Below are 20,480 nucleotides of genomic sequence, written 5' to 3' on the forward strand. Positions count from 1 at the left end.
TCGGAGCAAGGTCATGGCTAACGTGGGACGTTTTCTGCCCGGTTTGGGCTTGGTGGCGGGTTTGTGCGGATTGGCGGGATTCGCGGCGCGGGCGGCGCACCTGGATCGCTTGGGCATCAGCGCCGCCGCCCTGGGCATCCTGCTCGGCGCCGTGGCGGGCAATCTGCTGCCGGCCCTGGGGCGGGGCCGTTTCGCGCAGGGCGTCGCCTTCGCCCAGACCCGGCTGCTGCGCTGGGGCATTGTCTGTTTCGGTTTTCACCTGAGCCTGCAACAACTCATGGCCCTGGGCCGCAGCGGTCTGGTGGCGGATCTGGTGATGGTGGCCTCCACCCTGCTGCTGGGCCTCTGGCTGGGCCGCCGCCTGTTCCGCCTGGACGCCGAGACCGCCTTGCTCACCGCCGTCGGCAGCGCCATCTGCGGCGCGGCCGCCATCGCCGCGACGGCACCCCTGCTCAAGGCCAGGACCGAGCAGGCCACGGCGGCGGTGGGCACCGTGGTGCTGTTCGGCACCCTGGGCATGGTGATCTATCCCTGGATCCACCAATGGGCGCCGGCCTCGTTGCAAGGCGTGTTCGGTATCTACGTCGGCTCGACAGTGCACGAGGTGGCCCAGGTGGTCGCCATCGGCAGCGGCCTGGACGATGCGGCCGCCGGCAGCGCCGTGGTGGTCAAGATGCTGCGGGTGCTGATGCTGATGCCCTTCCTGCTACTGCTGGGCTGGATGCGACCGGCGGCGGCCGCCGCCACCACGGGCAAGGGGCGCTGGTCGACCATGCCCTGGTTCGCCCTCGGCTTCATCGCGACGGCGGCCCTCAATTCCAGCGGCTGGGTGCCGGCGGCACTGGCCCAGGCCTGTCGCGACCTGGGTGGGCTGTTGTTGGCGGCGGCCATGACCGCCCTTGGGCTGGGCACGACTCTGGCGCGGATACGGGGCGCCGGTGCCGCGCCCCTGTTGCTGGCGGCGCTGCTGTTCGGCCACCTGTTGTTGACCGGCGCCCTGGTCAATAGCTGGCTGGCCTGAACGGCGGGGCGCCGCAAGGCGCTAGACTGCCGGCCTCGTCAGGAAAATATGCCATGGACCCATTGATTGTCGCTGCCCTCGGCCTTGTCACCGGCTTGCTGCTGGGCCTCACCGGCGCCGGCGGCGGCGTGGTCGCCGCGCCTCTGTTGATGTTGGTGTTGCACCTGCCCCTGACCGAGGCGGCGCCCATTTCCTTGCTGGCGGTGGCCCTGGGGGCGGGCCTGGCCATGACGATGGGGCTGCGCCAAGGGGTGGTGCGCTACCGGGCCGCCCTGTTGATGGCGGCCCTGGGCCTGCTGGCCTCGCCCCTGGGCATCCGCCTTTCCCTGGCCCTGCCCAATACGCCCCTGGTGCTCGCCTTTGCCGCCTTGCTGGTTTACCAGGCCTGGCGCCACTGGTACGGCCAGGGCGTCGCGGCGGATACCGAGCCCCCTTGCCGGATCAACCAGGACAGCGGCCGCTTCGCCTGGAACCGGCCCTGCGCCTGGGCCCTGGCCCGGGCCGGACTGGTGGCGGGTTTCCTCTCGGGGCTGCTGGGGGTCGGCGGTGGTTTCGTGCTGGTGCCCGCCCTGCGGCGACACACGCCCCTGGCGATGCACGCCGTCACCGCCACGTCGTTGATGGTGCTGACCCTGGTGTCCTGGGGCGGCATTGCGGTGTGGACGGCCCACGGCGCCATGGATTGGCCACGAGCCCTGCCCTTCGCCGGCGGTACCCTGGCGGGAATTTTCCTCGGCAGAAAGGCGTCGCCCCGATTGGCGGAAACGACCTTGCAGCGGGCTTTCGCCCTCATGTGCCTGACGGCCGGCCTCGCCCTGGTGGCGAAAAGCCTGCTGGGCTGAGGCGGCCCGATCCCGTGGGGCGGGATCGGGGATGGACGGTCTTACTTGCCGGACAGCTTGAGGAACTTGGCCATCAGTTGGTCGTGGTTTTCCACGTGGTCGGGATTGTCAGGGATGCAATCCACGGGGCAGACCTCCCGGCATTGGGGGGTGTCGAAGTGGCCGACGCATTCGGTGCACTTGTTGGGGTCGATCACATAGATCTCGTCCCCCTGGGAAATGGCGCCGTTGGGGCACTCGGGTTCGCACACGTCGCAGTTGATGCACTCGTCGGTAATCATCAGGGCCATGGTGAGGCTTCCTCTCTCTACTTTTAAGGTTTTTGCTGAATCTTGGCCGCCAGCCGTCGGGCGACGGAGGTGGGCACGAAGGGGGTGACGTCCCCGCCGAAACGGGCGATTTCGCGCACGATGGTGGCGGAGACGAACATGTACTGCTCACCGGGGGTGAGGAACACGGTTTCGACGTCGGGATGGAGCTTGCGGTTCATGCCCGCCATCTGGAACTCATACTCGAAGTCGGAGGCGGCCCGCAAGCCGCGCAGGATGACGCTGGCGCCCTGGTCGCGGACGAACTTCATCAACAGGCAGTCGAAGCCCACCACTTCCACCTGGGGTAGGTCGGCCAGGGCTTCCCGGGCGATCTCGATACGCTCCTCGAGGGAGAACAGGGGGCCCTTGCGTTCGCTGGCGGCCACCGCGACGATCACCTTGCTGCACAGGGTGCAGGCGCGACGGACGAGATCTTCGTGGCCCCGGGTCAGGGGGTCGAAGGTACCGGGGTAGACGGCTATGCTCATGGTCGCTCCAGCAGGTGGTAGTGGACTTGTCCGGCCGTGCCGCGCTTCACCACGCGCCAGTCGCCGAGGGATTCCAGGGCGTGTTCGGCTTCGGCGTAGAGGCGGGTTTCCGGTGTCGCCAACCGGGGCAGCAGGGCTTCGAATTTTTCCAGCCAGCCCTGACGGTAGGGCGGATCGAGAAAGATCAGATCGCAATGGGATGCCACAGTGGGCGCGCATTTTAGCGCATCGCCGCAAACCATCTGGAGATTGGGGCTATTGAACAGGGCGGCGTTCTTCTGCAACTGGAGGAAGGCGCGCCGCTCCTGCTCGATCATCACCACCTTGGCCGCGCCCCGGGAGGCCGCTTCGAAGCCGAGGATGCCGCTGCCGGCGAAGGCGTCGAGGCAGGTGAGGCCGGACAAATCCTGGCCCAGCCAGTTGAACAGGGTTTCCCGCACCCGGTCCGGCGTCGGCCGCAGGCCGGGGCCGTCCGCCACCTGGATCATGCGGCTGCGCCACTGGCCGCCGGTAATGCGGATGCGGCTCATGACAGCAGAAAAGGGCGGAGTGGCGCGGACATAGGGGGCGAATGATACCCGTCCCCCCATGTGAGAATAGTCACCATGAACCCTCATCTCTTCGTGGATATTTCCTCCCACGGCTTCGGCCACCTGGCCCAGACCGCCCCCGTCCTCGCTGAACTGCGCCGCCGCCTGCCCAATCTGCGGCTCACGGTGCGCTGCGGCCTGGCCAAGCGCATGTTGTTGACCCGCATCGCCGAGCCCTTCATCCACATCCGGGAATGCAGCGATTTCGGCTACGTCCAGCGCGACGCGGTCAGCATCGACCATGACGCCTCGCGCCGGGCCTACGCCGAGGCCCATGCCGACTGGGCCGGCGCGGTGGTGCGGGAAGCGGATTTCCTGCGCCGGCTGCGGCCCGACCTGGTGCTGGCCAACGCCGCCTATCTGCCCTTGGCCGGCGCGGCAGCGGCGGGTTTGCCGGCCCTAGGCATGAGTTCCCTCACCTGGCAGGCCCTGGCCCGGCATTTTTACGGCGGCGAGGCGTGGGCTGCGCCGGTGCTGGCGCAGATGGCCGCCGCCTACGCCGCCGCCCCCTTCATCGCCCTGACTCCGGCCATGGACGGCCTGCCCGCCGGTCGCCAGGTCGGTCCCGTGGCCCGTCTCGGCGACCCTGCCGCGCGGGCTCGACTGCGCCGGGAATGGGGCGTGGCGGCGGAGGACCGGGTGGTCTTGGTGGCCATGGGTGGTTTCGCCCTGGATCTGCCCCTGGAGCGTTGGCCCGAGCGCCCCGGGCTGCGCTACCTGCTGCCGGAAAGCTGGGATTGCAGCCACGCCTCGGCCCTGCACTACAGCCAGACCGAACAGGATTTCGCCGAATTGCTGCAAGCCGCCGACGCGGTGCTGACCAAGCCCGGCTACGGCACCTTCACCGAAGCGGCCTGCAACGGCACGCCCCTGCTCTACGTGCGGCGGGAGGACTGGCCCGAGCAGGAGGCCCTGATCGCCTGGCTCCAGGTCGCGGGGCGCTGCCGGGAAGTGGACCGCGCCGCCCTGGACGGCGCGGACTGGCTGGCGGACCTGGCGCAACTGCTGGCCCAGCCGCCACGCCCATGCCCCGTGCCCACGGGCATCGCCGAGGCGGCGGAAGTGCTGCTGGAGCGTTTGCAGGTCCAGGCGGAGGCTTAGCAAGCCTGGGAAATACCGAACGAGTCCGCGCGCGCCGAGCCCTTCGTTGCTTAAAGACAGGAGGCGACGTGCGCGTCCCGGCTAGCGTCGTCCCCGCGCAGGCGGGGAGCCCGTGGTTTTTGCGTTCCAGCGTCGCTGGATTCCCGCCTGCGCGGGAATGACGGTGGTGGGTGTCGGGTGCGGCCAAGTGTGACCTGGTGCGGCCGATGCAGCACGTGCCGCAAGTACCGCCAATTGTCCCCAATTGCCCTCAGGAATGCGCCGCGTCGCTTTACCACGTAAGGGGCGCAAGTGTTGAGGTGTTGCCGACTAGGCGGCACTCCGCCTAGTGACATCGAGACGGGCGCCATCCATCCGCGCCGCGCCCATGCTCCGCCCCCGCTGGTTTCAGCGGGCGCCGTCGGCCTGGGTTGCGCTGGGCTCGTCGGCAGCCACGATCACCGTCACCAGGTGTTCCGGCTTCACCTTGCGCTGGAAGGCGTCCCGCACCTGCTGGGCGGTCACTGCCTTGACCTTGGCCGGGTAGTCGTCCAGGTAGCTGAGGGGCAGGTCGTAGAAACCGATGGCGGAGAGGAAGCCCAGCAGCTTGGCGTTGCTGTCGGTGCGCAGGGCGAAGCCGTCGGCGATGTTCTGCTTGGCGGCCTTGAGTTCCGCCGCCGTCGGGCCTTCCTTGAGGAATTTCGCCAGCACTTCGTTCACCACCTTGAGCGCGGCGTCGGCCTGATCGCGCCGGGTTTGCAGGCCGATGGTGAAGGGTCCTTCCTGCTTGCGCGGGGCGAAGTAGGAATGCACGTCGTAGGCATAGCCGCGCTTTTCCCGCACTTCGTTCATCAAGCGCGAGACGAAGCCGCCGCCGCCCAGCACGTAGTTGCCTACCTGGAGGGGGAAGAAATCCGGATCGTCGCGGCGGTTGGCGGGCAGGCCCACCAGGATGTGGCTCTGGGCCGCCGGATGGGCGATGCGCAGGGTGGTGGCCGTGGGCAGGACCACCGGCGTCGGCGTGGCGTCGGCGGCGTCGCGCTGGGGCAGGGCTTCCGTCAGGCGTTGGGCGATGGCTTCCGCTTCGGCCCGGTCGATGTCGCCGATCAGGGCCACCACGGCGCGGCGGGCGGTGTAGTTGCGGCGGTGGAAGTTCACCAGGTCGTCCCGGTCGATGCGGCCGATGCTGTCCACCGTGGCGCTGCGGCCGTAGGGATGGTCGCCGTAGAGGGCGGCGGCGAAGCGTTTGGCGGCCACGGCGTCGGGCCGGGTATCGGCTTCCTGAAGGGCGGCGATGGCGCGGGCCTTCTCCCGGGCCAGTACCTCCGCCGGGTAGTTGGGTTGGGACAGCACCAGGCGCAGCAGGTCCAGGGCCCCCTGTTTTTCCTTGGCCGAGGACAGGGTGCGCAGGGTCATGCCGGCCCGGTCCGCGTCGGCGGAACCGCCCAGGGAGGCGCCCAGGTCCACCAGCTTCTCGGCGATCTGGTCCTCGTTGAGGGAACCGGCACCGTTGTCCAGCAGGCCGTTGGCGAGGCCGGCCAGGCCGGTCTTGTCGGCCGGGGCGTAACGGGTGCCGGCGGCGAAATCCACCGACACGTCCAGCAGGGGCAGGTCGTGGTTTTCGATGAAATACACCCGGGCGCCGGAGGGGGCGGTCCAGTGCTGGATCTTCGGTCCGGCCAGGGCCGGGGTCGCGGCGAGGGCGCAGGCCAGACCGGCCAGCAGGGCGAGGGGGGCAAACAGTCGAGTGAGGCGTCGCATGGGGATTCCTTCGTTCAACGCAAATGGCCGGCGGCGGCACCGCCCTGGCGCTTGGGTTGGCTTTCGTCCACCGGCTGGGGATCGAGCACCGCCACGGTGAGGGTGTCGTCGCCGAAGTATTTCTTCGCCACGGCCTGCACCTGTTCCGGCGTCACCGCCCGCAGCTTGGCCAAGGTCTTGTCCACGCTGCGCCAGCCGAGGCCGATGGCCTCCGCCTGGCCGATTTCCATGGCCTGGGCCATCATGGAATCGCGCTTGTACACCTGGCTGGCGATGATCTGGGTCTTGACCCGCTCCAGTTCCTCGGTACCCACGCCTTCATCCTGGATGCGCTTGATCTCGCCGCGCAGGGCGGCCTCCAGTTCGGCCACGGTGTGGCCCTGGGCCGGTTGGCCGTCGAGCATGAACAGGGCTTCGCCGCGCAGGGTGCTGTCGTAGCCGGCGCCGGCGGACTGGGCGACGCGGGTCTCCCGCACCAGGCGCTTGGCGAAGCGCGCGGCGCCGTGGCCGTCGAGCACGGCGGCCAGCATTTCCAGGGCGTAGGGCTCGCTGTCCTGGTCCACGTTCGTGAGCTTGGGCGCCTTCCAGGCCATCAACAGATAGGGCAGCTTGGCCGGGGCCTTCACCACCACCCGCTTGATGCCCACCTGGGCGGGCTCGTGCTGGGGCTTGCGCTCGGGCAGGGCATGGGGGCGGTAGCCGCCGTAGGTTTTCTCGGCGAGGCGGAACACGGCCTCGTGGTCCACGTCGCCCACCACCACCACCGTGGCGTTGTTGGGGGCGTACCAGGTACGGTACCAGCGTCGGGCGTCCTCGCCCTTCATCTGTTCCAGGTCGTCCATCCAGCCGATCACCGGACGGCGGTAGGGATGGGCCTGGAAGGCCACGGCGTTGAGCACCTCGGACACCAGGGCCTCGGGCTGGTCGTCGGTGCGCATGCGGCGCTCTTCCATGATGACCTTGATCTCCGGGGCGAACTCCTTGTCGGTCAATTGCAGGTTGCCCATGCGGTCCGCTTCCAGGGCCATTACCTCGCCCAGTTTTTCCTTGGGCACCTGCTGGAAGTAGGCGGTGTAGTCGCGGCTGGTGAAGGCGTTGTCCTTGCCGCCGGCGGCGGCCACCCGCTTGGAGAATTCGCCGGGGCCCACCTTCCGGGTGCCCTTGAACATCATGTGTTCCAGCACGTGGGCCACGCCCGAGGTGCCGTCCTGTTCGTCGATGCTGCCGGCCCGGTACCAGACCATGTTCACCACCGTCGGTGCCCGGTGGTCTTCCTTGACCACCACCTTGAGCCCGTTGGGCAGGATTTTCTCGAAGGGATTGGCCTGGGCCGAAAGGCTGGCACTGGCGGCCAGCAGGGAAAAACAAAGCAGCGTCGTTCTCATGGGGATATCCGTGTTTGTTAGACTTGTCGCCTTCAAAACTCAGCCGGGCATGATAGTGCACAAGTGTCCGGCGTCACTGAGACCAATCTCTTCATGCTGAGTTTCTTCAAGAAGAAAGACGCCGAAGCTTCCCAGGAAAATTCACAAGCCACGGCGGAAGCTCCTAAGCTTTCCTGGACCGAGCGACTCAAGGCCGGCCTGTCGCGCACCCGCGCCCAATTGGGCGGCGGCCTGGCGGGCCTGTTCAGCCGCGGCAAGATCGACGACGAACTGCTGGAAGAACTGGAAGCCACCCTGCTCATGGCCGACTGCGGCGTGGCCGCCACCCAGTGGTTGCTGGCGGAGCTCCAGGCCAAGGTGCGCAAGGAAAAACTGGAGACCCCGGCCCAGTTGCAGCAGGCCCTGACCGATCTGCTGACCCAGTTGCTGGCGCCCCTGGAGCAGCCCCTGGACGTGAGCGGCCACCATCCCTTCGTGATCATGATCGCGGGGGTGAACGGGGCGGGCAAGACCACCTCCATCGGCAAGCTGGCCAAGCATTTCCAGGCCCAGGGCCACAAGGTCCTGCTGGCTGCCGGCGACACCTTCCGCGCCGCTGCCCGGGAGCAATTGATGACCTGGGGCGAGCGCAACGACGTGACGGTGATCGCCCAGGAAAGCGGCGATCCCGCCGCCGTGGTGTTCGATGCGATTTCCGCCGCCAAGGCGCGCGGCATCGGCGTGGTGCTGGCCGACACGGCGGGCCGCCTGCCGACCCAGTTGCACCTGATGGAGGAAATCGCCAAGGTGCGCCGGGTGATCCAGAAGGCCGATCCCAGCGGCCCCCACGAGGTGATCCTGGTGCTGGACGCCAACATCGGCCAGAACGCCATCGCCCAGGTGCAGGCCTTCGACAAGGCTGTGGGTGTCACCGGCCTGATCCTGACCAAGCTCGACGGCACGGCCAAGGGCGGCGTCCTCGCCGCCATCGCCCGCCAGTGCCCGAAGCCGGTGCGCTTCATCGGCGTCGGCGAGGGCATCGACGACTTGCAACCCTTCAAGGTGAAGGAATTCGTCGCCGCCCTGTTCGAGCCGAACTGAGCCAGCAAAGCGAAGACGGTTGCGCTCTTGCGCAATGTAGGGGTAAGGGCGTCTTTCCTTGATGCGCACACCCCTCACCCCGGCCCTCTCCCGCAAGGGGAGAGGGAGATCTTTTGCAACAACCGACCTAGCAGGTCCCCTCTCCCCTTGTGGGAGAGGGATAGGGTGAGGGGGCGGAGGAGCTGCCTGACGAGGTGCTTGCCTATTTTTTAGTCCGCCCGCGCCGTGGGCAGCTCATCCCAGCGCGTGGTGTAGCCCGGCGACATGCGGTTGCGGCGCATGGGCCAGTCGCCTCGGCGCAGGGCGCGCACACCTTCGGCGGCGGAGGCCAGGGTGCCCCGGCCCCAGCGGTCGTTGATTTCGTCCAGCACCGTCATCAGCCCCGGCCGCTGCCGCGACAGCCCCGGCAACAGGCTGGCCTGGCCGCCGGTTGCCGGGCTCAGTTCCATCAGCACCACGCCCGCCTTGAGGTAGGCGTAGCCGTCCCGGTAGATTTTTTTCAGAGCCCAGAGGGCGAGCCGGGTCAGGGCCAGGGTGTCGTCCGTGGGTTCCGGCAGCGGAATGGTCAGGCTGCCGGCGTACTGGGGCAAGTCGTCGCGGTGGGACGGGGTGCGGATGAACAGGTGCAGCGCTCCGGCCCGGCTGCCCTGACCGCGCAGTTTTTCCGCCGCCTGGGCGGTGTAGTGGGCCACCGCCTCGGCCAGGGATTCCGGGTTGCGTACCAGTTGGCCGAAGGAGCGGGAGCAGAGGATCTGTCGCTTGAGATCGGCCAGGTCGTGAATGTCGATGCAGGGCTCGCCGTTGAGTTCGGCCACGGTCTTTTCCATGGTCACGGAAAACTTGCGGCGCAGGGTCTTGGCGTCGGCCCGTTTCAGGTCGAGCACGCTGGCGATGCCCAGGTCCCGCAGCTTGCGCCCCAGGCGCCAGCCCACGCCCCACACTTCGCCCACGGGCAGGGTGGCGAGCAGGACGTCCCGCGCACTCGGCATCAGCGCGTCCAGGTTGCAGACCTGGTCCCTACCGGCCAGGCCCTGCTTGGCGCAATGGTTGGCCAGTTTGGCCAGGGTGCGGGTGGCGCCCATGCCGATGCCCACCGGCAGCCCGGTCCATTGCCGCACCTGGCGCCGCACCGCCTGGCCCCAGGCGGGCAACTCCCCGTTGCGGAAACCCGTCAGGCCGAGGAAGCATTCGTCGATGGAATAGACCTCCTGGTCCGGCGCCTGGCGGCCGAGAATGGCCATCATGCGGTTGGACATGTCGGCGTAGAGGGCGTAGTTGGAAGAGTGGGCCAGCACGCCAAGCTTTTCTGCCTGGTCGCGGATCTTGAACCAGGGCGCGGCCATCTTGATGCCCAGGGCCTTGGCTTCGGCGCTGCGGGACACCACACAGCCGTCGTTGTTGGACAGCACCACCAGGGGCCGGCCTTCCAGGCGCGGGTCGAACACCCGCTCGCAACTGACGTAGAAGTTGTTGCCGTCCACCAGGGCGAAGCTCATGGCGCGCGCTGCCGCCGGCCCTGGGTGGCGTGGATGGACCAGCGCACCACGCCCCAGACGCTGAGGCTCTGCTCGCCGCTGACCAGGATGTCGCGATGGCCGCTGCCGCCCGAACGCAGCAGCACGCCCCCGGGCAGGCGGCAGAGCTGCTTGACGGTGAAGGCACCGTCCACCACGGCGATGACGATGCTCTGGTCCTCGGCCTGCTGGGCCCGGTCCACCACCAGCAGGTCGCCGTCGTGGATGCCGAAATCCACCATGGAATGGCCCTGGACGCGGACGAAGAAAGTGGCGTCCTTTTGCCGGATCAGGTGGGCTTCCAGGTCCAGGCGGGTTTCGGCGAAATCCGCCGCCGGCGAGGGAAAGCCGGCCGGCACCCTTTCCAGCAAGGGATAGCCGGGCAGGGGAATGCAATGGTCGTCCACATGGGCGGGAAAGGCCGGGCCGGGGCGGAGGGTTGAGCGGTGGTTGGGCATGGCAGTCAACTGAACAATCGTTCACTCAATTTAGTGATCGTTCGTTCAGTTGTCAACGGGGCCGACATCTGCCGGAAACGCCCGGCGGAAATCCGGTTCGACTCAGGAAAACTACGTAGCGTTACGAATCTGTCTTGACAATCACTGCCGTGACAGCGATATTACTGCCATGACAGTGATTGATGAGGCAGTGAACATGAGCGACGTGCAGGCGTTTTACCGTCCCGAGAACTGGCGCATGGAGGAAAGCATCGGCTATCTGATCAAGCGCCTGTCCCTGGTGATCACCCGGGAACTGGACCGGCGCATGGAGGGGCTGGGCCTGACCGACGCCCAGTGGAAGCCCCTGCTGGGCTTGCAGCAAGGGGTCGGCAAGACGGCCGCCGACCTGGCCCGGGCCGCCTGCCACGACACCGGCGCGGTGACCCGCCTGCTGGACCGGCTGGAGAGCAAGGAACTCATCAGCCGCGTCCGTTCCGAGGAAGACCGCCGGGTGGTGAACCTGGAACTGACGGACGCCGGCCGCCAGGTGGCGGAGGAGGTGCCCAAGGTCATCGCCCATCTCGCCAACCAGGTGCTGACGGGTTTCTCGGACGAGGAATTCCAACAGTTCAAGACCTTGCTGAAGCGCGCCCTGGACAACGCCCAGGCGCTGGAAGAAGGAGACACCCTGTGAACAAACCGACCGTCTTTGCCGGCCGCCCCTTGGTGCTGGCGGCCCTGGCCGCCCTGACCCTGGCCGGCTGCGCCAGCTATTCGGGCATCGCCCCCGAGGCCAAGACCCTGGATCCCGCCACCCTGGCCGGCAATCCTGCCGGGGCAGCCTACGCCGCCTGGCCCAAGGAGGACTGGTGGCGGGAACTGCAAGATCCGGTGCTGAACGACCTGATCGCCCAGGCCCTGACCGACAGTCCCAGCCTCCAGGCCGCCAGTGCCAAGCTGGCCCGGGCCCGGGCCGTCAGCGACGTGGCGGAAAGCACCCTCAGCCCCCAGCTCAAGCTGACCCTGGACAGCACCCGGGAGCGTTTCAGCGAGCGGGGCACCACGCCGCCGCCCTACGCCGGCACGACCCAGACCATCAACGAAGTCCAGGCCGGCGGCCAATGGGAACTGGATTTCTTCGGCAAGAACCGGGAAGGCCTCAAGGCCGCCCTGGGCGAACTGCGCGCCACCGAAGCCGAGCACCAGGCCGCCCGCATGATGCTGGCCGCCGACGTGGCCCGGTCCTACTACGGCCTGGCCCGGCTGCTGGCGCAACGGGAAGTCACCGAACAGCGCGGCCGTCAGCGGGCCGACATGGCGACCCTGGTGGAACGCCGCTTCAAGGCCGGCCTGGACACCCGGGTCGAACTGGAATCGGCCCAGGGCGCCCTGCCGGAAAACGCCCGCGACCTGGTGTCCATCGACGAACAGATCGGCCTTGCCCGCCACGCCCTGGCGGCCCTGGTGGGTCTCGGTCCCGAGGCCCTCGACAAGCTGGCTCCCAGCCTGCCCGCCGTGGCGCCCCTGGCCCTGCCCGCCACCTTGCCGGCGGACCTGCTGGGCCACCGCGCCGACGTGACCGCCGCCAAGTGGCGGGTCGAGTCCAACCTGCATGGACTGGAGGCCTCCCGCGCCCAGTTCTACCCCAACATCAACCTGCGCGCCTTCACCGGTTTCGCCGCCGTCGGCGCCGACCACTGGCTGGAGGCGGGCAGCCGCCAATCGGGACTGGGCCTGGCTTTCAGCCTGCCTTTGTTCGACGCCGGGCGGCTGCGGGGCATGTACCGCGCCACCGCCGCCCAGGTGGACAGCGCCGTGGCGTCCTACAACGCCACCCTGCTCGACGCCCTGCGCGACGTGGCCGACCAGCTCACTTCCCTGCAAGCGGTGGAAGCCCAACTGACCCGGCAGCAGGCGGCCCTGGCCAGCGCCCAGCGCAGCCACGACCTGGCCCTGCAACGCTATCGCGCCGGCATCAGCGACCGCCTCACCGAGCTCAATGCCGAAACCAATCTGATCCTCCAGCGCCGCACCACCGTGGATCTGCAAGCCCGCTGGATCGACGGCCGCATCCGCCTGATCCGCGCCCTGGGCGGCGGTTTCGACGCCACCGCGCCGGCCCTCGCCGCGGCCGAACCCAACGTCCACCAACACTGAATGCCTGTCCCCCCAACCCCAACGGACAATCATCATGACCACTGACAACAACACCCTCAGCCTCCCCTCCGCCCAGGAGGAAAGCCGCAAGCGCCGCCTGGTGCTGCTCGTCCTGGCCAGCCTGGCCGCCGCCGTGGCCTACGGCCTCTACTGGTTCCTCCTCGCCCGCTACCAGGTGGACACCGACAACGCCTACGTACAAGGCAACGTCGTGCAGATCACGCCCCAGGTGGGCGGCACCGTGGTGGCCATCGAGGCCGACGACACCGACCACGTCAGCGCCGGCCAGATGCTGGTGCGCCTCGATCCCGTGGACGCCCGTGTCGCCCTCGACCAGGCCGAGGCCCAGCTGGCGGAAACCGTGCGCGAAGTGCGCGGCGTTTTCGCCAACGATAGCGCCCTGGCCGCCACGGTCAGCGTGCGTCAGGCCGAACTGGAACGGCTGAACGCCGACCTGGCGCGGCGTCAGGGCCTGGTGGACGGTGGCGCGGTGTCGGTGGAGGAATTGCAGCATTTGCAGACCGCCATCGCCAACGCCAAGTCCGCCCTGACCGAGGCCAAGGAACAACTGGCCCGCAACAACGCCCTGACCGAGGGCGCCAGTGTTGATACCCATCCCCGCGTCCTGGCCGCCGCCGGCAAGTACCGGGAAGCCTGGCTGGCCTACAAGCGCGCCGGCATCGCCGCGCCGGTGGCCGGCACCGTGGCCCGGCGCAGCGTGCAAGTGGGGCAGCGGGTAGCCAGCGGCGTGCCCATCATGGCCATCGTGCCCCTGGACCAACTGTGGGTGGACGCCAACTTCAAGGAGTCCCAACTGGAAAGCCTGCGGGTGGGCCAGCCGGTGACCCTCACCGCCGACGTGTACGGCCACCACACCGAATACAAGGGCACCGTGGTGGGCCTGGGTGCCGGTACCGGCGCGGCCTTCTCCCTGCTGCCGGCGCAGAACGCCACGGGCAACTGGATCAAGGTGGTGCAGCGGGTGCCCGTGCGTATCGCCCTCGATCCCCAGGAACTGGCGGCCCATCCCCTGCGGGTCGGGCTGTCCATGGAAGCCACGGTGGACATCCACGACCAGAGCGGCAAGCCGGTGACGGAAGCCGGTCGTAGCGGACCCGTCGCCAGCACCAGCGTTTACGACGATCTATCCAAGGCCGCCGACGAAAAGGTGAACGCCATCGTTTCCGCCAACCTGGGGCGCCGGGTCAACCTGCACCGCGCCGGTTGAGTCGCCAGCGGATGCCAACGCCATGAGCGATACGCCCAAGCCCTACGTGCCGCCGCCGCCCTTGGAGGGCGGCCAGTTGATCATGGGCACCCTGGCCCTGTCCCTGGCCACCTTCATGAACGTGCTGGACTCTTCCATCGCCAACGTGTCCATTCCGGCCATCGCCGGTGACTTCGGCGTCAGCCCCAACCAGGGCACCTGGGTCATCACCAGCTTCGCCGTGTCCAACGCCATCTCGGTACCCCTCACCGGCTGGCTCACCCAGCGCTTCGGCATGGTGCGGCTGTTCAGCCTGAGCATCCTGCTCTTCGTCCTCTCGTCCCTGCTCTGCGGCCTGGCGCCCAACCTGGGCATGTTGATTTTCTTTCGCGTGGTGCAGGGCCTGGTGGCCGGACCCATGATTCCCCTGTCGCAAACCCTGCTGCTGCAAAGCTATCCCAAGCACAAGGCGGGCATGGCCTTGGCCATGTGGTCCATGACCACCCTGGTGGCGCCGGTGATGGGGCCGCTGCTGGGCGGCTGGATCACCGACAACATGAGCTGGCCCTGGATTTTCTACATCAACGTGCCGGTGGGCTTGTTCGCCTTCTTCATCACCTGGGGCATCTACAAGACCCGGGAGACGCCCACCCGCAAGCTGCCCATCGACAGCATCGGCCTCGCCGCCCTGGTGATCTGGGTGGGCGCCCTGCAAATCATGCTCGACAAGGGCAAGGAGCTGGACTGGTTCGCCTCGTCCCAGATCGTCGTCCTGGGCCTGGTGGCGCTGGTGGGCTTTTGCTTCTTCGTCATCTGGGAGCTGGGGGAAAAGCACCCGGTGGTGGACCTGTCCCTGTTCACCCGGCGCAACTTCTGGGTGGGCACCCTGGCCCTATCCCTGGGCTACGGCACCTTCTTCGGTAACGTGGTGCTACTGCCCCTGTGGTTGCAGCAATACATGGGCTACACCGCCACCTGGGCCGGCTTCATCATGGCCCCCGTGGGCCTGCTCGCCATCCTGCTCTCGCCCTACGTGGGCAAGAACAGCCAGAAGGTGGACCCGCGCATCTTCGCCACCGTGGCCTTCGTCACCTTTGCCCTGGTGCTGTGGCTGCGCTCCCGCTTCAATACCGAGGCCGACATGACGACCCTGATGATTCCCACCATCGTCCAGGGCATCTCCATGGCGTTCTTCTTCATCCCCCTGGTGACCCTCACCCTATCCGGCCTCAGCCCTGATCGGATACCGGCGGCCTCGGGCCTGTCCAACTTCGCCCGTATCACCGCCGGCGCCTTCGGCACCTCCATCGCCACCACCCTCTGGGAAAACCGGGCCACCCTGCACCACGCCCAACTGGTGGAGTCGGTGAACAACGCCAGCGTCGCCACCACCCAGACCTTGTCCGGCCTCGCCGCCCAGGGCCTGAGCCGCGACCAGGCCCTGGCCTACATCAATCGCCTGGCCGACCAGCAAGCCTTCATGCTCAGCGCCGACGACATCTTCGCCGCCTCGGCCGCGATCTTCCTCATCCTGATCGCCGTCATCTGGCTGGCCAAGCCCGCCCACGGCAGCGGCCCGGTGGACGCGGGCGGCGCGCACTGAGGTGATGTGATTGCGGAAATAAAAATCCCGGCCTTGGCCGGGATGTTTATTGGACAGGTTGAATGCTTGTTTCAGAGCTTAAAAAAACCATCGTCGTAAGCGCTGCTGTAGGCCGCCCAATCCTTTTCGACTTGATCGGCGCAATGGCGTGCTGCGTCAATCAAGCTGCTTCGCCATTTGTTTTGCTCGCCGAAGTCGATCAGTTCGTCGGCGATGGCTGAACCATCTCGACCGCTACTGCGCAGTTGGTCCCAGGCGACGATCTCGCCCATGGTGGCCATGACATTCTCCAGGCGGCGCAGTCGCTTCTTCCATGCATTCAGGGCGACCCGGTCTTCCGAGGGCAGCAGTCCCCGCAACACGTAGGATTTGCGGGCTAGGGTGACTGGTTGTAGGAAGGCCATGGACACGGCCTGAAAGCGACGCTGGATAGCTGCCACCCGGTGGGCCTCATCCTGCCAAAAAGGCTGTTTGATTTTTAAGTGAGGCGAAAGGGACGAAGGCGAGGCAGCCTTGAGGTCCAGCAGATAGTTCCTGTCGGGAGAGCCCTTGCCTTCCACCAACACAATGTAGCGGTCCACCCCCAAGCTACCGGTGCCGGCAATGCGGCGGGCCACGTCCAGCACTTTGTAGAAGCGAGGATTGTCCTGCGTGGCGGCGAACTCGCTGATCAGGTCCGCTACCTTTTTGCGTTGCTTGTCAGTCACGGCCAGGGCCTTGCGGCCATCGATGCGAATGCGGCGCTTCTTGCCGATTTTCTCAGTGCGACTATCGAGGAAGAGGGGGCGGGGGCGTCGCTGTACGCTGTCGAGTAGTTGCCCGATCATGCCTTCCGCGGTTTCCTTTTCCACCCAACGGGCCTTGCCCAGAGCCAGGGCAGCCGCGTAGTGGTCCACAAACGTGTGGCACAGGGCCAAGGCTTCCGGCGGTGCCACCTTGAGGCTCTTCGCGCCCACCAGGATGCTGCTGAGGAAGCGCACCAGTTCCCACGTCACCGGGGCCAGCGCTGCTTCGTCGAAGTCGTTCACGTCGAAATAGACCAGGCGGTTATCGCCTTTGTAGCTACCGAAATTTTCCAAGTGCAGGTCGCCGCAGACCCAGGCGCTTGGGGCCCGCTCGAACAGACGGCTACTGGGTAGTCGGCCATAGAAGAGATGACAGGTAGCCCGGAGGAAAACGAAGGGGTTGCTACGCATGTTGCGGTATTTCATGGCCAGCCGCTCCGGGTCGCGGCCAGTATTGAATTCCTGGATGTTGCGCACAATGTCCATGCAAAAGTCCCGATTAGTCTGTATCGATGGATAAAGAGTACCCCCTGATAGCTATCGTCAGCCTGTCAAAGAAACGAGGCCGAACGGTGCTCTACCCATAAAAAAGCCCGGCACTGCCGGGCTTTTTTATGGGTAGATGTGCGTCCACCGTATTACCAGAGACTCTCCCGTTCCGGCGTGGCGCTGATCTTGTGGATGCTCAGGTCGGCGCCTTCGTATTCCTCTTCCTGGTCGAGGCGGATGCCGACGGTTTTCTTCAGCAGGCCGTAGACGAGGTAGCCGCCGACGAAGGCGGTGGTGATGCCGAGCAGGGTGCCGACCAGTTGGGCCATGAAGCTGACGCCGCCGAGGCCGCCCAGGGCGTGTTGGCCGAAGAGGCCGGCGGCGATGCCGCCCCAGGCGCCGCAGAGGCCGTGCAGGGGCCAGACGCCGAGCACGTCGTCGATCTTCCAGCGGTTCTGGGTCAGGGTGAACATCCAGACGAAGAGGCCGCCGGCCGCGGCGCCCACCACCAGGGCACCCAGCGGATGCATGATGTCCGAGCCGGCGCAGACGGCCACCAGGCCGGCCAGGGGGCCGTTATGGACGAAGCCGGGGTCGTTCTTGCCGGCGGCCAGGGCCACCAGGGTGCCGCCGACCATGGCCATCAGGGAGTTCATGGCTACCAGGCCGGAAATCTTGTCCAGGGTCTGGGCGCTCATGACGTTGAAGCCGAACCAGCCGACGATGAGTATCCAGGCGCCCAGGGCGAGGAAGGGAATGCTGGAGGGCGGATGGGCGCCGGCGATGCCGCCATCCTTGTGGTAGCGGCCCTGACGGGCGCCCAGGTGCAGCACGGCGGCGAGGCCGATCCAGCCGCCCACGGCATGGACCACCACGGAACCGGCAAAGTCGTGGAAGTTGGCGCCGAAGGTGGCCAGCAGCCAGTCCTGGATGCCGTAGGCGTTGTTCCAGGCAATGCCCTCGAAGAAGGGATAGACGAAGCCCACCAGCAGGAAGGTGGCGGCCATTTGCGGATTGAACTTGGCCCGCTCGGCGATGCCGCCGGAGACGATGGCGGGAATGGCGGCGGCGAAGGTGAGCAGGAAGAAGAACTTGGTCAGCTCAAAGCCGTTGCCCTGGGTGAGGACGTCGGCGCCGACAAAAAAGTGGGTGCCGTAGGCCACGCCGTAGCCGATGAAGAAATAGGCCAGGGTGGACACGGCGAAGTCGCTGAGGATCTTGACCAAGGCGTTCACCTGGTTCTTCTTGCGGACGGTGCCCAGTTCCAGAAAGGCGAACCCGGCATGCATAGCCAGGATCATGATGGCGCCGAGCAGAATGAACAAAACGTCGGATGGGGTCTTTAGATTCTCCAATTTGGGGCTCCGTGCACAAAGAGAGTGCGCATAGGAGCAACAAATGGGCCATTTTTATGTCCTATGTAAATCAATAACTTAGTTAGCCTTGTTGTGGGTGGTTGGCACAAATAAAGTGCGAACATGAAAAATAAAGGCACCTTTAGGGTGCCTTGTCATGTCGATTGTTTATTTTGGTGCGTAGCTCCGGGGCATCAAAATCCACATCTGGCCCCGCTGCCGGGTGCGGCCGGCGTTGTCCCCGGCCTCGTTGCCGCTGCCCCAGTAAAAGTCCGCCCGCACCGGGCCGCGAATGGCGCCGCCGGTATCCATGGCCAGTACCAGCCGGTTCATGGGGGTGTCCGACAGGGGGCGGGTGGTGGCGAGCCAGACCGGGGCGCCCAGGGGCGTGGTCTTGGGGTCCACGGCGATACTGCGTTCGGGAATCATGGGCAGGCCCATGGCACCCGGGGGGCCGCTGCCTTCCACCGGCAGTTCGCGGAAGAAGACCACGCTGGGGTTGGCGTTGAGCAGTTCCTGCATGCGCAGGGGATGGGTCTTCACCCAGTTGCGGATGCCCTGCATCGAGGCCTGCTCGGGCTTGAGTTCGCCCTGGTCGATCAGCCACTTGCCGATGGAACGATAGGGGTGGCCGTTCTGGTCGGCGTAGCCGATGCGGGTGCGGCTGCCGTCGTCCAGTTGCACCTGGCCCGAACCCTGGATTTGCAGGAAGAAGAAGTCGATGGGGTCCTCCACCCAGAGCAGGGCGTCCTTTTCCCGCTTGGCTTCCTGTTGCGCCCATTCGGCACGGGAATAGTAGGGCACCAGCTTGCGCCCCTCGATGCGGCCCCGCAGGCGCATGGACTTGAGTTCGGGATAAAGGCTGGCCAGGTCCACCACGATCAGGTCGGCGGGGGCGCCGAACACCGGCACCTCGGCCACCTTGGTCTTGTGCCGGCTGCCCTTCACCACGGGTTCGTAATAGCCGGTGACCAGGCCCGTACGGCTGCCGTCAGGATTGACCAGTTGCCAGGGCTGGAAGGCGGCTTCGAACCAGGGCTTGAGGCTGCCCCGGTCGGCGACGCGGGCGGCGGCGCAGGCGGCGCGCCAAGTGTCCTGGCGCGCGAGGCTGCCGCAGGCGGAAAGAAAGCCCTCGAACACCGGCAGCAGGTCGTCCTGGCTGGCGTCTTCCCAGCCCGGCAGGTCGCGCCATTGGGCTTCCTGCAAGGGCTTTTCCGCCGCCGGCGGGGCCGCTTCGGTCGGGCTGGGCGCGACCTTGGGCGCCAGGCCGGAACAGGCGGCCAGCAGCAGGGTGGACAACAACACGGGGAGAAGGGCGGAGGAACGGGACATGATCTGCTAGAGTCGTCGGCTGACAAAAAGGAATTATCCCATGTGGGCCATCCTCCTCGAATTGGGCGTGCCTGTCCTGTTGCTGTTCATCCTGTGGCGGGTCTGGCCCAAGGAAGCCGACGCCGACGAAGCGTCCACCCCAACCCCCGACGAAAGCACGCAAGACCATGACCGCCAATCTTGACCACTTCCTTGCCCGGGCCATGCCCCTGCTGGACCGGCTCGAACTGCTGTTGCCCCCCGCCCCCGCCGCCACCGACTGGTCGGCGCCGGCCTATCTGTGGCGCAAGCGCCAGGGCCATGGCTGGCTGGAAGCGGTGCACCGGCCCCACCGCATCCGTCTCGACGACTTGCAGAACGTGGACCTGCAAAAGTCCCGCATCGAACAGAACACCCGCCAGTTCGTCGCCGGCAAGAGCGCCAACAACGTGCTGCTCACCGGCGCCCGGGGCACCGGCAAGTCCTCCCTGGTGAAGGGCGTGCTGCTGGAATTCATGGACCAGGGCCTGCGCCTGATCGAAGTGGAAAAGGAAGACCTGGTGGACCTGCCGCGCATCGTCGAACTGGTGGCGGGGCGGCCGGAGAAGTTCATCCTGTTCTGCGACGACCTGTCCTTTGAAAGCGGCGAACCCGGCTACAAGGCCATGAAGAGCGTGCTCGACGGTTCCGTCGCCGGTATGCCGCAGAACTTGCTGGTGTATGCCACCTCCAACCGGCGCCACCTGATGCCGGAAACCATGCGCGAAAACCTGGAGGCCCGCCACGACGAGGAGGGCGAAATCCACCCCGGCGAAACCACCGAGGAAAAAGTGTCCCTGTCCGAGCGCTTCGGCCTCTGGCTGTCCTTCTATCCCTTCAGCCAGGACGATTACCTGGCCGCCTGCAACCATTGGCTGCGTTCTTTTGGCGTAGACGCCGCCGGCATCGCCGCCGCCCGCCAGGAGGCCCTGCAATGGGCCCAGGGCCGGGGCTCACGCAGCGGCCGCGTGGCTTGGCAGTTCGCTCGGGACTACGCCGGTCGCTAATTTCCCCGGCCGTGC

Annotated in this window: 20 protein-coding genes; 10 read left to right on the plus strand and 10 right to left on the minus strand. The window is 66.9% G+C overall.

Annotation, left to right across the window (positions count from 1 at the left end; translation table 11 throughout):
• Positions 1-13: 13 nt before the first annotated feature.
• Positions 14-1,021 (plus strand): YeiH family protein, encoded by a 1,008-nt coding sequence (locus ACYQ2U_RS07095; RefSeq protein WP_459949659.1) that lies wholly within the window; start codon positions 14-16, stop codon positions 1,019-1,021.
• A 53-nt stretch (positions 1,022-1,074) separates the two neighbouring features.
• Positions 1,075-1,863, plus strand: a complete 789-nt coding sequence (locus ACYQ2U_RS07100; RefSeq protein ID WP_459949660.1) for a sulfite exporter TauE/SafE family protein — start codon at positions 1,075-1,077, stop codon at positions 1,861-1,863.
• A gap of 41 nt (positions 1,864-1,904) precedes the next feature.
• Here ACYQ2U_RS07100 and ACYQ2U_RS07105 read toward each other — a convergent pair whose 3' ends face one another.
• The 3 genes from ACYQ2U_RS07105 to rsmD are packed head-to-tail and all read right to left on the minus strand — an operon-like array spanning position 1,905 to position 3,192.
• Positions 1,905-2,153 carry a YfhL family 4Fe-4S dicluster ferredoxin gene (locus ACYQ2U_RS07105; RefSeq protein WP_459949661.1) on the minus strand — a complete coding sequence of 83 codons (249 nt, stop codon included), beginning with the start codon at positions 2,151-2,153 and terminating at the stop codon, positions 1,905-1,907.
• 23 nt (positions 2,154-2,176) lie between these two features.
• Complete coding sequence (gene coaD / locus ACYQ2U_RS07110) at positions 2,177-2,662, minus strand: pantetheine-phosphate adenylyltransferase (RefSeq protein ID WP_459949662.1); 486 nt, start codon at positions 2,660-2,662, stop codon at positions 2,177-2,179.
• Positions 2,659-3,192 carry a 16S rRNA (guanine(966)-N(2))-methyltransferase RsmD gene (rsmD, locus tag ACYQ2U_RS07115; protein WP_459949663.1) on the minus strand — a complete coding sequence of 178 codons (534 nt, stop codon included), beginning with the start codon at positions 3,190-3,192 and terminating at the stop codon, positions 2,659-2,661. Before rsmD ends, coaD begins: the two co-directional genes overlap by 4 nt.
• Before the next feature lie 75 nt (positions 3,193-3,267).
• Here rsmD and ACYQ2U_RS07120 point away from each other — a divergent pair, with 75 nt between their 5' ends.
• Positions 3,268-4,353: a hypothetical protein gene (locus ACYQ2U_RS07120; protein WP_459949664.1), complete on the plus strand. Its 1,086-nt coding sequence runs from the start codon at positions 3,268-3,270 to the stop codon at positions 4,351-4,353.
• A 387-nt stretch (positions 4,354-4,740) separates the two neighbouring features.
• Here the strand turns inward: ACYQ2U_RS07120 and ACYQ2U_RS07125 are convergent, their stop codons facing one another.
• Both ACYQ2U_RS07125 and ACYQ2U_RS07130 read right to left on the minus strand, forming a co-directional pair.
• Positions 4,741-6,093 carry a M16 family metallopeptidase gene (locus ACYQ2U_RS07125; protein WP_459949665.1) on the minus strand — a complete coding sequence of 451 codons (1,353 nt, stop codon included), beginning with the start codon at positions 6,091-6,093 and terminating at the stop codon, positions 4,741-4,743.
• A 14-nt stretch (positions 6,094-6,107) separates the two neighbouring features.
• A complete protein-coding gene (locus ACYQ2U_RS07130) occupies positions 6,108-7,478 on the minus strand; it encodes a M16 family metallopeptidase (RefSeq protein ID WP_459949666.1) in 1,371 nt (456 codons plus the stop codon).
• 93 nt (positions 7,479-7,571) lie between these two features.
• Here ACYQ2U_RS07130 and ftsY point away from each other — a divergent pair, with 93 nt between their 5' ends.
• The gene (gene ftsY, locus ACYQ2U_RS07135) at positions 7,572-8,558 is read left to right on the plus strand and encodes a signal recognition particle-docking protein FtsY (RefSeq protein WP_459949933.1); all 987 of its coding nucleotides are present in this window, start codon (positions 7,572-7,574) and stop codon (positions 8,556-8,558) included.
• Between the two features lie 209 nt (positions 8,559-8,767).
• Here the strand turns inward: ftsY and ACYQ2U_RS07140 are convergent, their stop codons facing one another.
• Entirely contained in the window at positions 8,768-10,054 is a 1,287-nt protein-coding gene (locus tag ACYQ2U_RS07140; RefSeq protein ID WP_459949667.1) for a Y-family DNA polymerase, read from the minus strand.
• Positions 10,051-10,530, minus strand: coding sequence for a LexA family protein (locus ACYQ2U_RS07145; RefSeq protein ID WP_459949934.1), 480 nt, complete (start codon positions 10,528-10,530; stop codon positions 10,051-10,053). Before ACYQ2U_RS07145 ends, ACYQ2U_RS07140 begins: the two co-directional genes overlap by 4 nt.
• 169 nt (positions 10,531-10,699) lie before the next feature.
• On the opposite strand from ACYQ2U_RS07145, the gene ACYQ2U_RS07150 reads away from it, so the two are divergent.
• From ACYQ2U_RS07150 to ACYQ2U_RS07165, 4 genes are read left to right on the plus strand one after another with little or no spacing between them, the layout of a single operon-like run.
• Positions 10,700-11,206, plus strand: a complete 507-nt coding sequence (locus tag ACYQ2U_RS07150; RefSeq protein ID WP_459949668.1) for a MarR family winged helix-turn-helix transcriptional regulator — start codon at positions 10,700-10,702, stop codon at positions 11,204-11,206.
• The gene (locus ACYQ2U_RS07155) at positions 11,203-12,669 is read left to right on the plus strand and encodes an efflux transporter outer membrane subunit (protein WP_459949669.1); all 1,467 of its coding nucleotides are present in this window, start codon (positions 11,203-11,205) and stop codon (positions 12,667-12,669) included. The genes ACYQ2U_RS07150 and ACYQ2U_RS07155 overlap by 4 nt, the downstream gene beginning before the upstream one ends.
• Positions 12,670-12,703: 34 nt before the next feature.
• Positions 12,704-13,897, plus strand: coding sequence for an HlyD family secretion protein (locus ACYQ2U_RS07160; protein ID WP_459949670.1), 1,194 nt, complete (start codon positions 12,704-12,706; stop codon positions 13,895-13,897).
• A 22-nt stretch (positions 13,898-13,919) separates the two neighbouring features.
• The gene (locus ACYQ2U_RS07165; protein ID WP_459949671.1) at positions 13,920-15,479 is read left to right on the plus strand and encodes a DHA2 family efflux MFS transporter permease subunit; all 1,560 of its coding nucleotides are present in this window, start codon (positions 13,920-13,922) and stop codon (positions 15,477-15,479) included.
• Positions 15,480-15,550: 71 nt separating this feature from the next.
• Here the strand turns inward: ACYQ2U_RS07165 and ACYQ2U_RS07170 are convergent, their stop codons facing one another.
• The 3 genes from ACYQ2U_RS07170 to mltA all read right to left on the minus strand — a co-directional run bounded on the left by ACYQ2U_RS07170 (position 15,551) and on the right by mltA (position 19,440).
• Positions 15,551-16,750: a DUF2252 domain-containing protein gene (locus ACYQ2U_RS07170; RefSeq protein ID WP_459949672.1), complete on the minus strand. Its 1,200-nt coding sequence runs from the start codon at positions 16,748-16,750 to the stop codon at positions 15,551-15,553.
• Between the two features lie 152 nt (positions 16,751-16,902).
• Complete coding sequence (locus tag ACYQ2U_RS07175) at positions 16,903-18,108, minus strand: ammonium transporter (protein ID WP_459949673.1); 1,206 nt, start codon at positions 18,106-18,108, stop codon at positions 16,903-16,905.
• 168 nt (positions 18,109-18,276) lie between these two features.
• A complete protein-coding gene (gene mltA, locus ACYQ2U_RS07180) occupies positions 18,277-19,440 on the minus strand; it encodes a murein transglycosylase A (protein ID WP_459949674.1) in 1,164 nt (387 codons plus the stop codon).
• A 40-nt stretch (positions 19,441-19,480) separates the two neighbouring features.
• Here mltA and ACYQ2U_RS07185 point away from each other — a divergent pair, with 40 nt between their 5' ends.
• The gene (locus ACYQ2U_RS07185; protein ID WP_459949675.1) at positions 19,481-19,624 is read left to right on the plus strand and encodes a hypothetical protein; all 144 of its coding nucleotides are present in this window, start codon (positions 19,481-19,483) and stop codon (positions 19,622-19,624) included.
• On the plus strand, positions 19,608-20,465 hold the full coding sequence (locus ACYQ2U_RS07190) for an ATP-binding protein (protein WP_459949676.1): 858 nt from the start codon (positions 19,608-19,610) through the stop codon (positions 20,463-20,465). The genes ACYQ2U_RS07185 and ACYQ2U_RS07190 overlap by 17 nt, the downstream gene beginning before the upstream one ends.
• Positions 20,466-20,480 lie beyond the last annotated feature (15 nt).

The sequence above is a fragment of the Denitratisoma sp. agr-D3 genome (assembly GCF_054658675.1).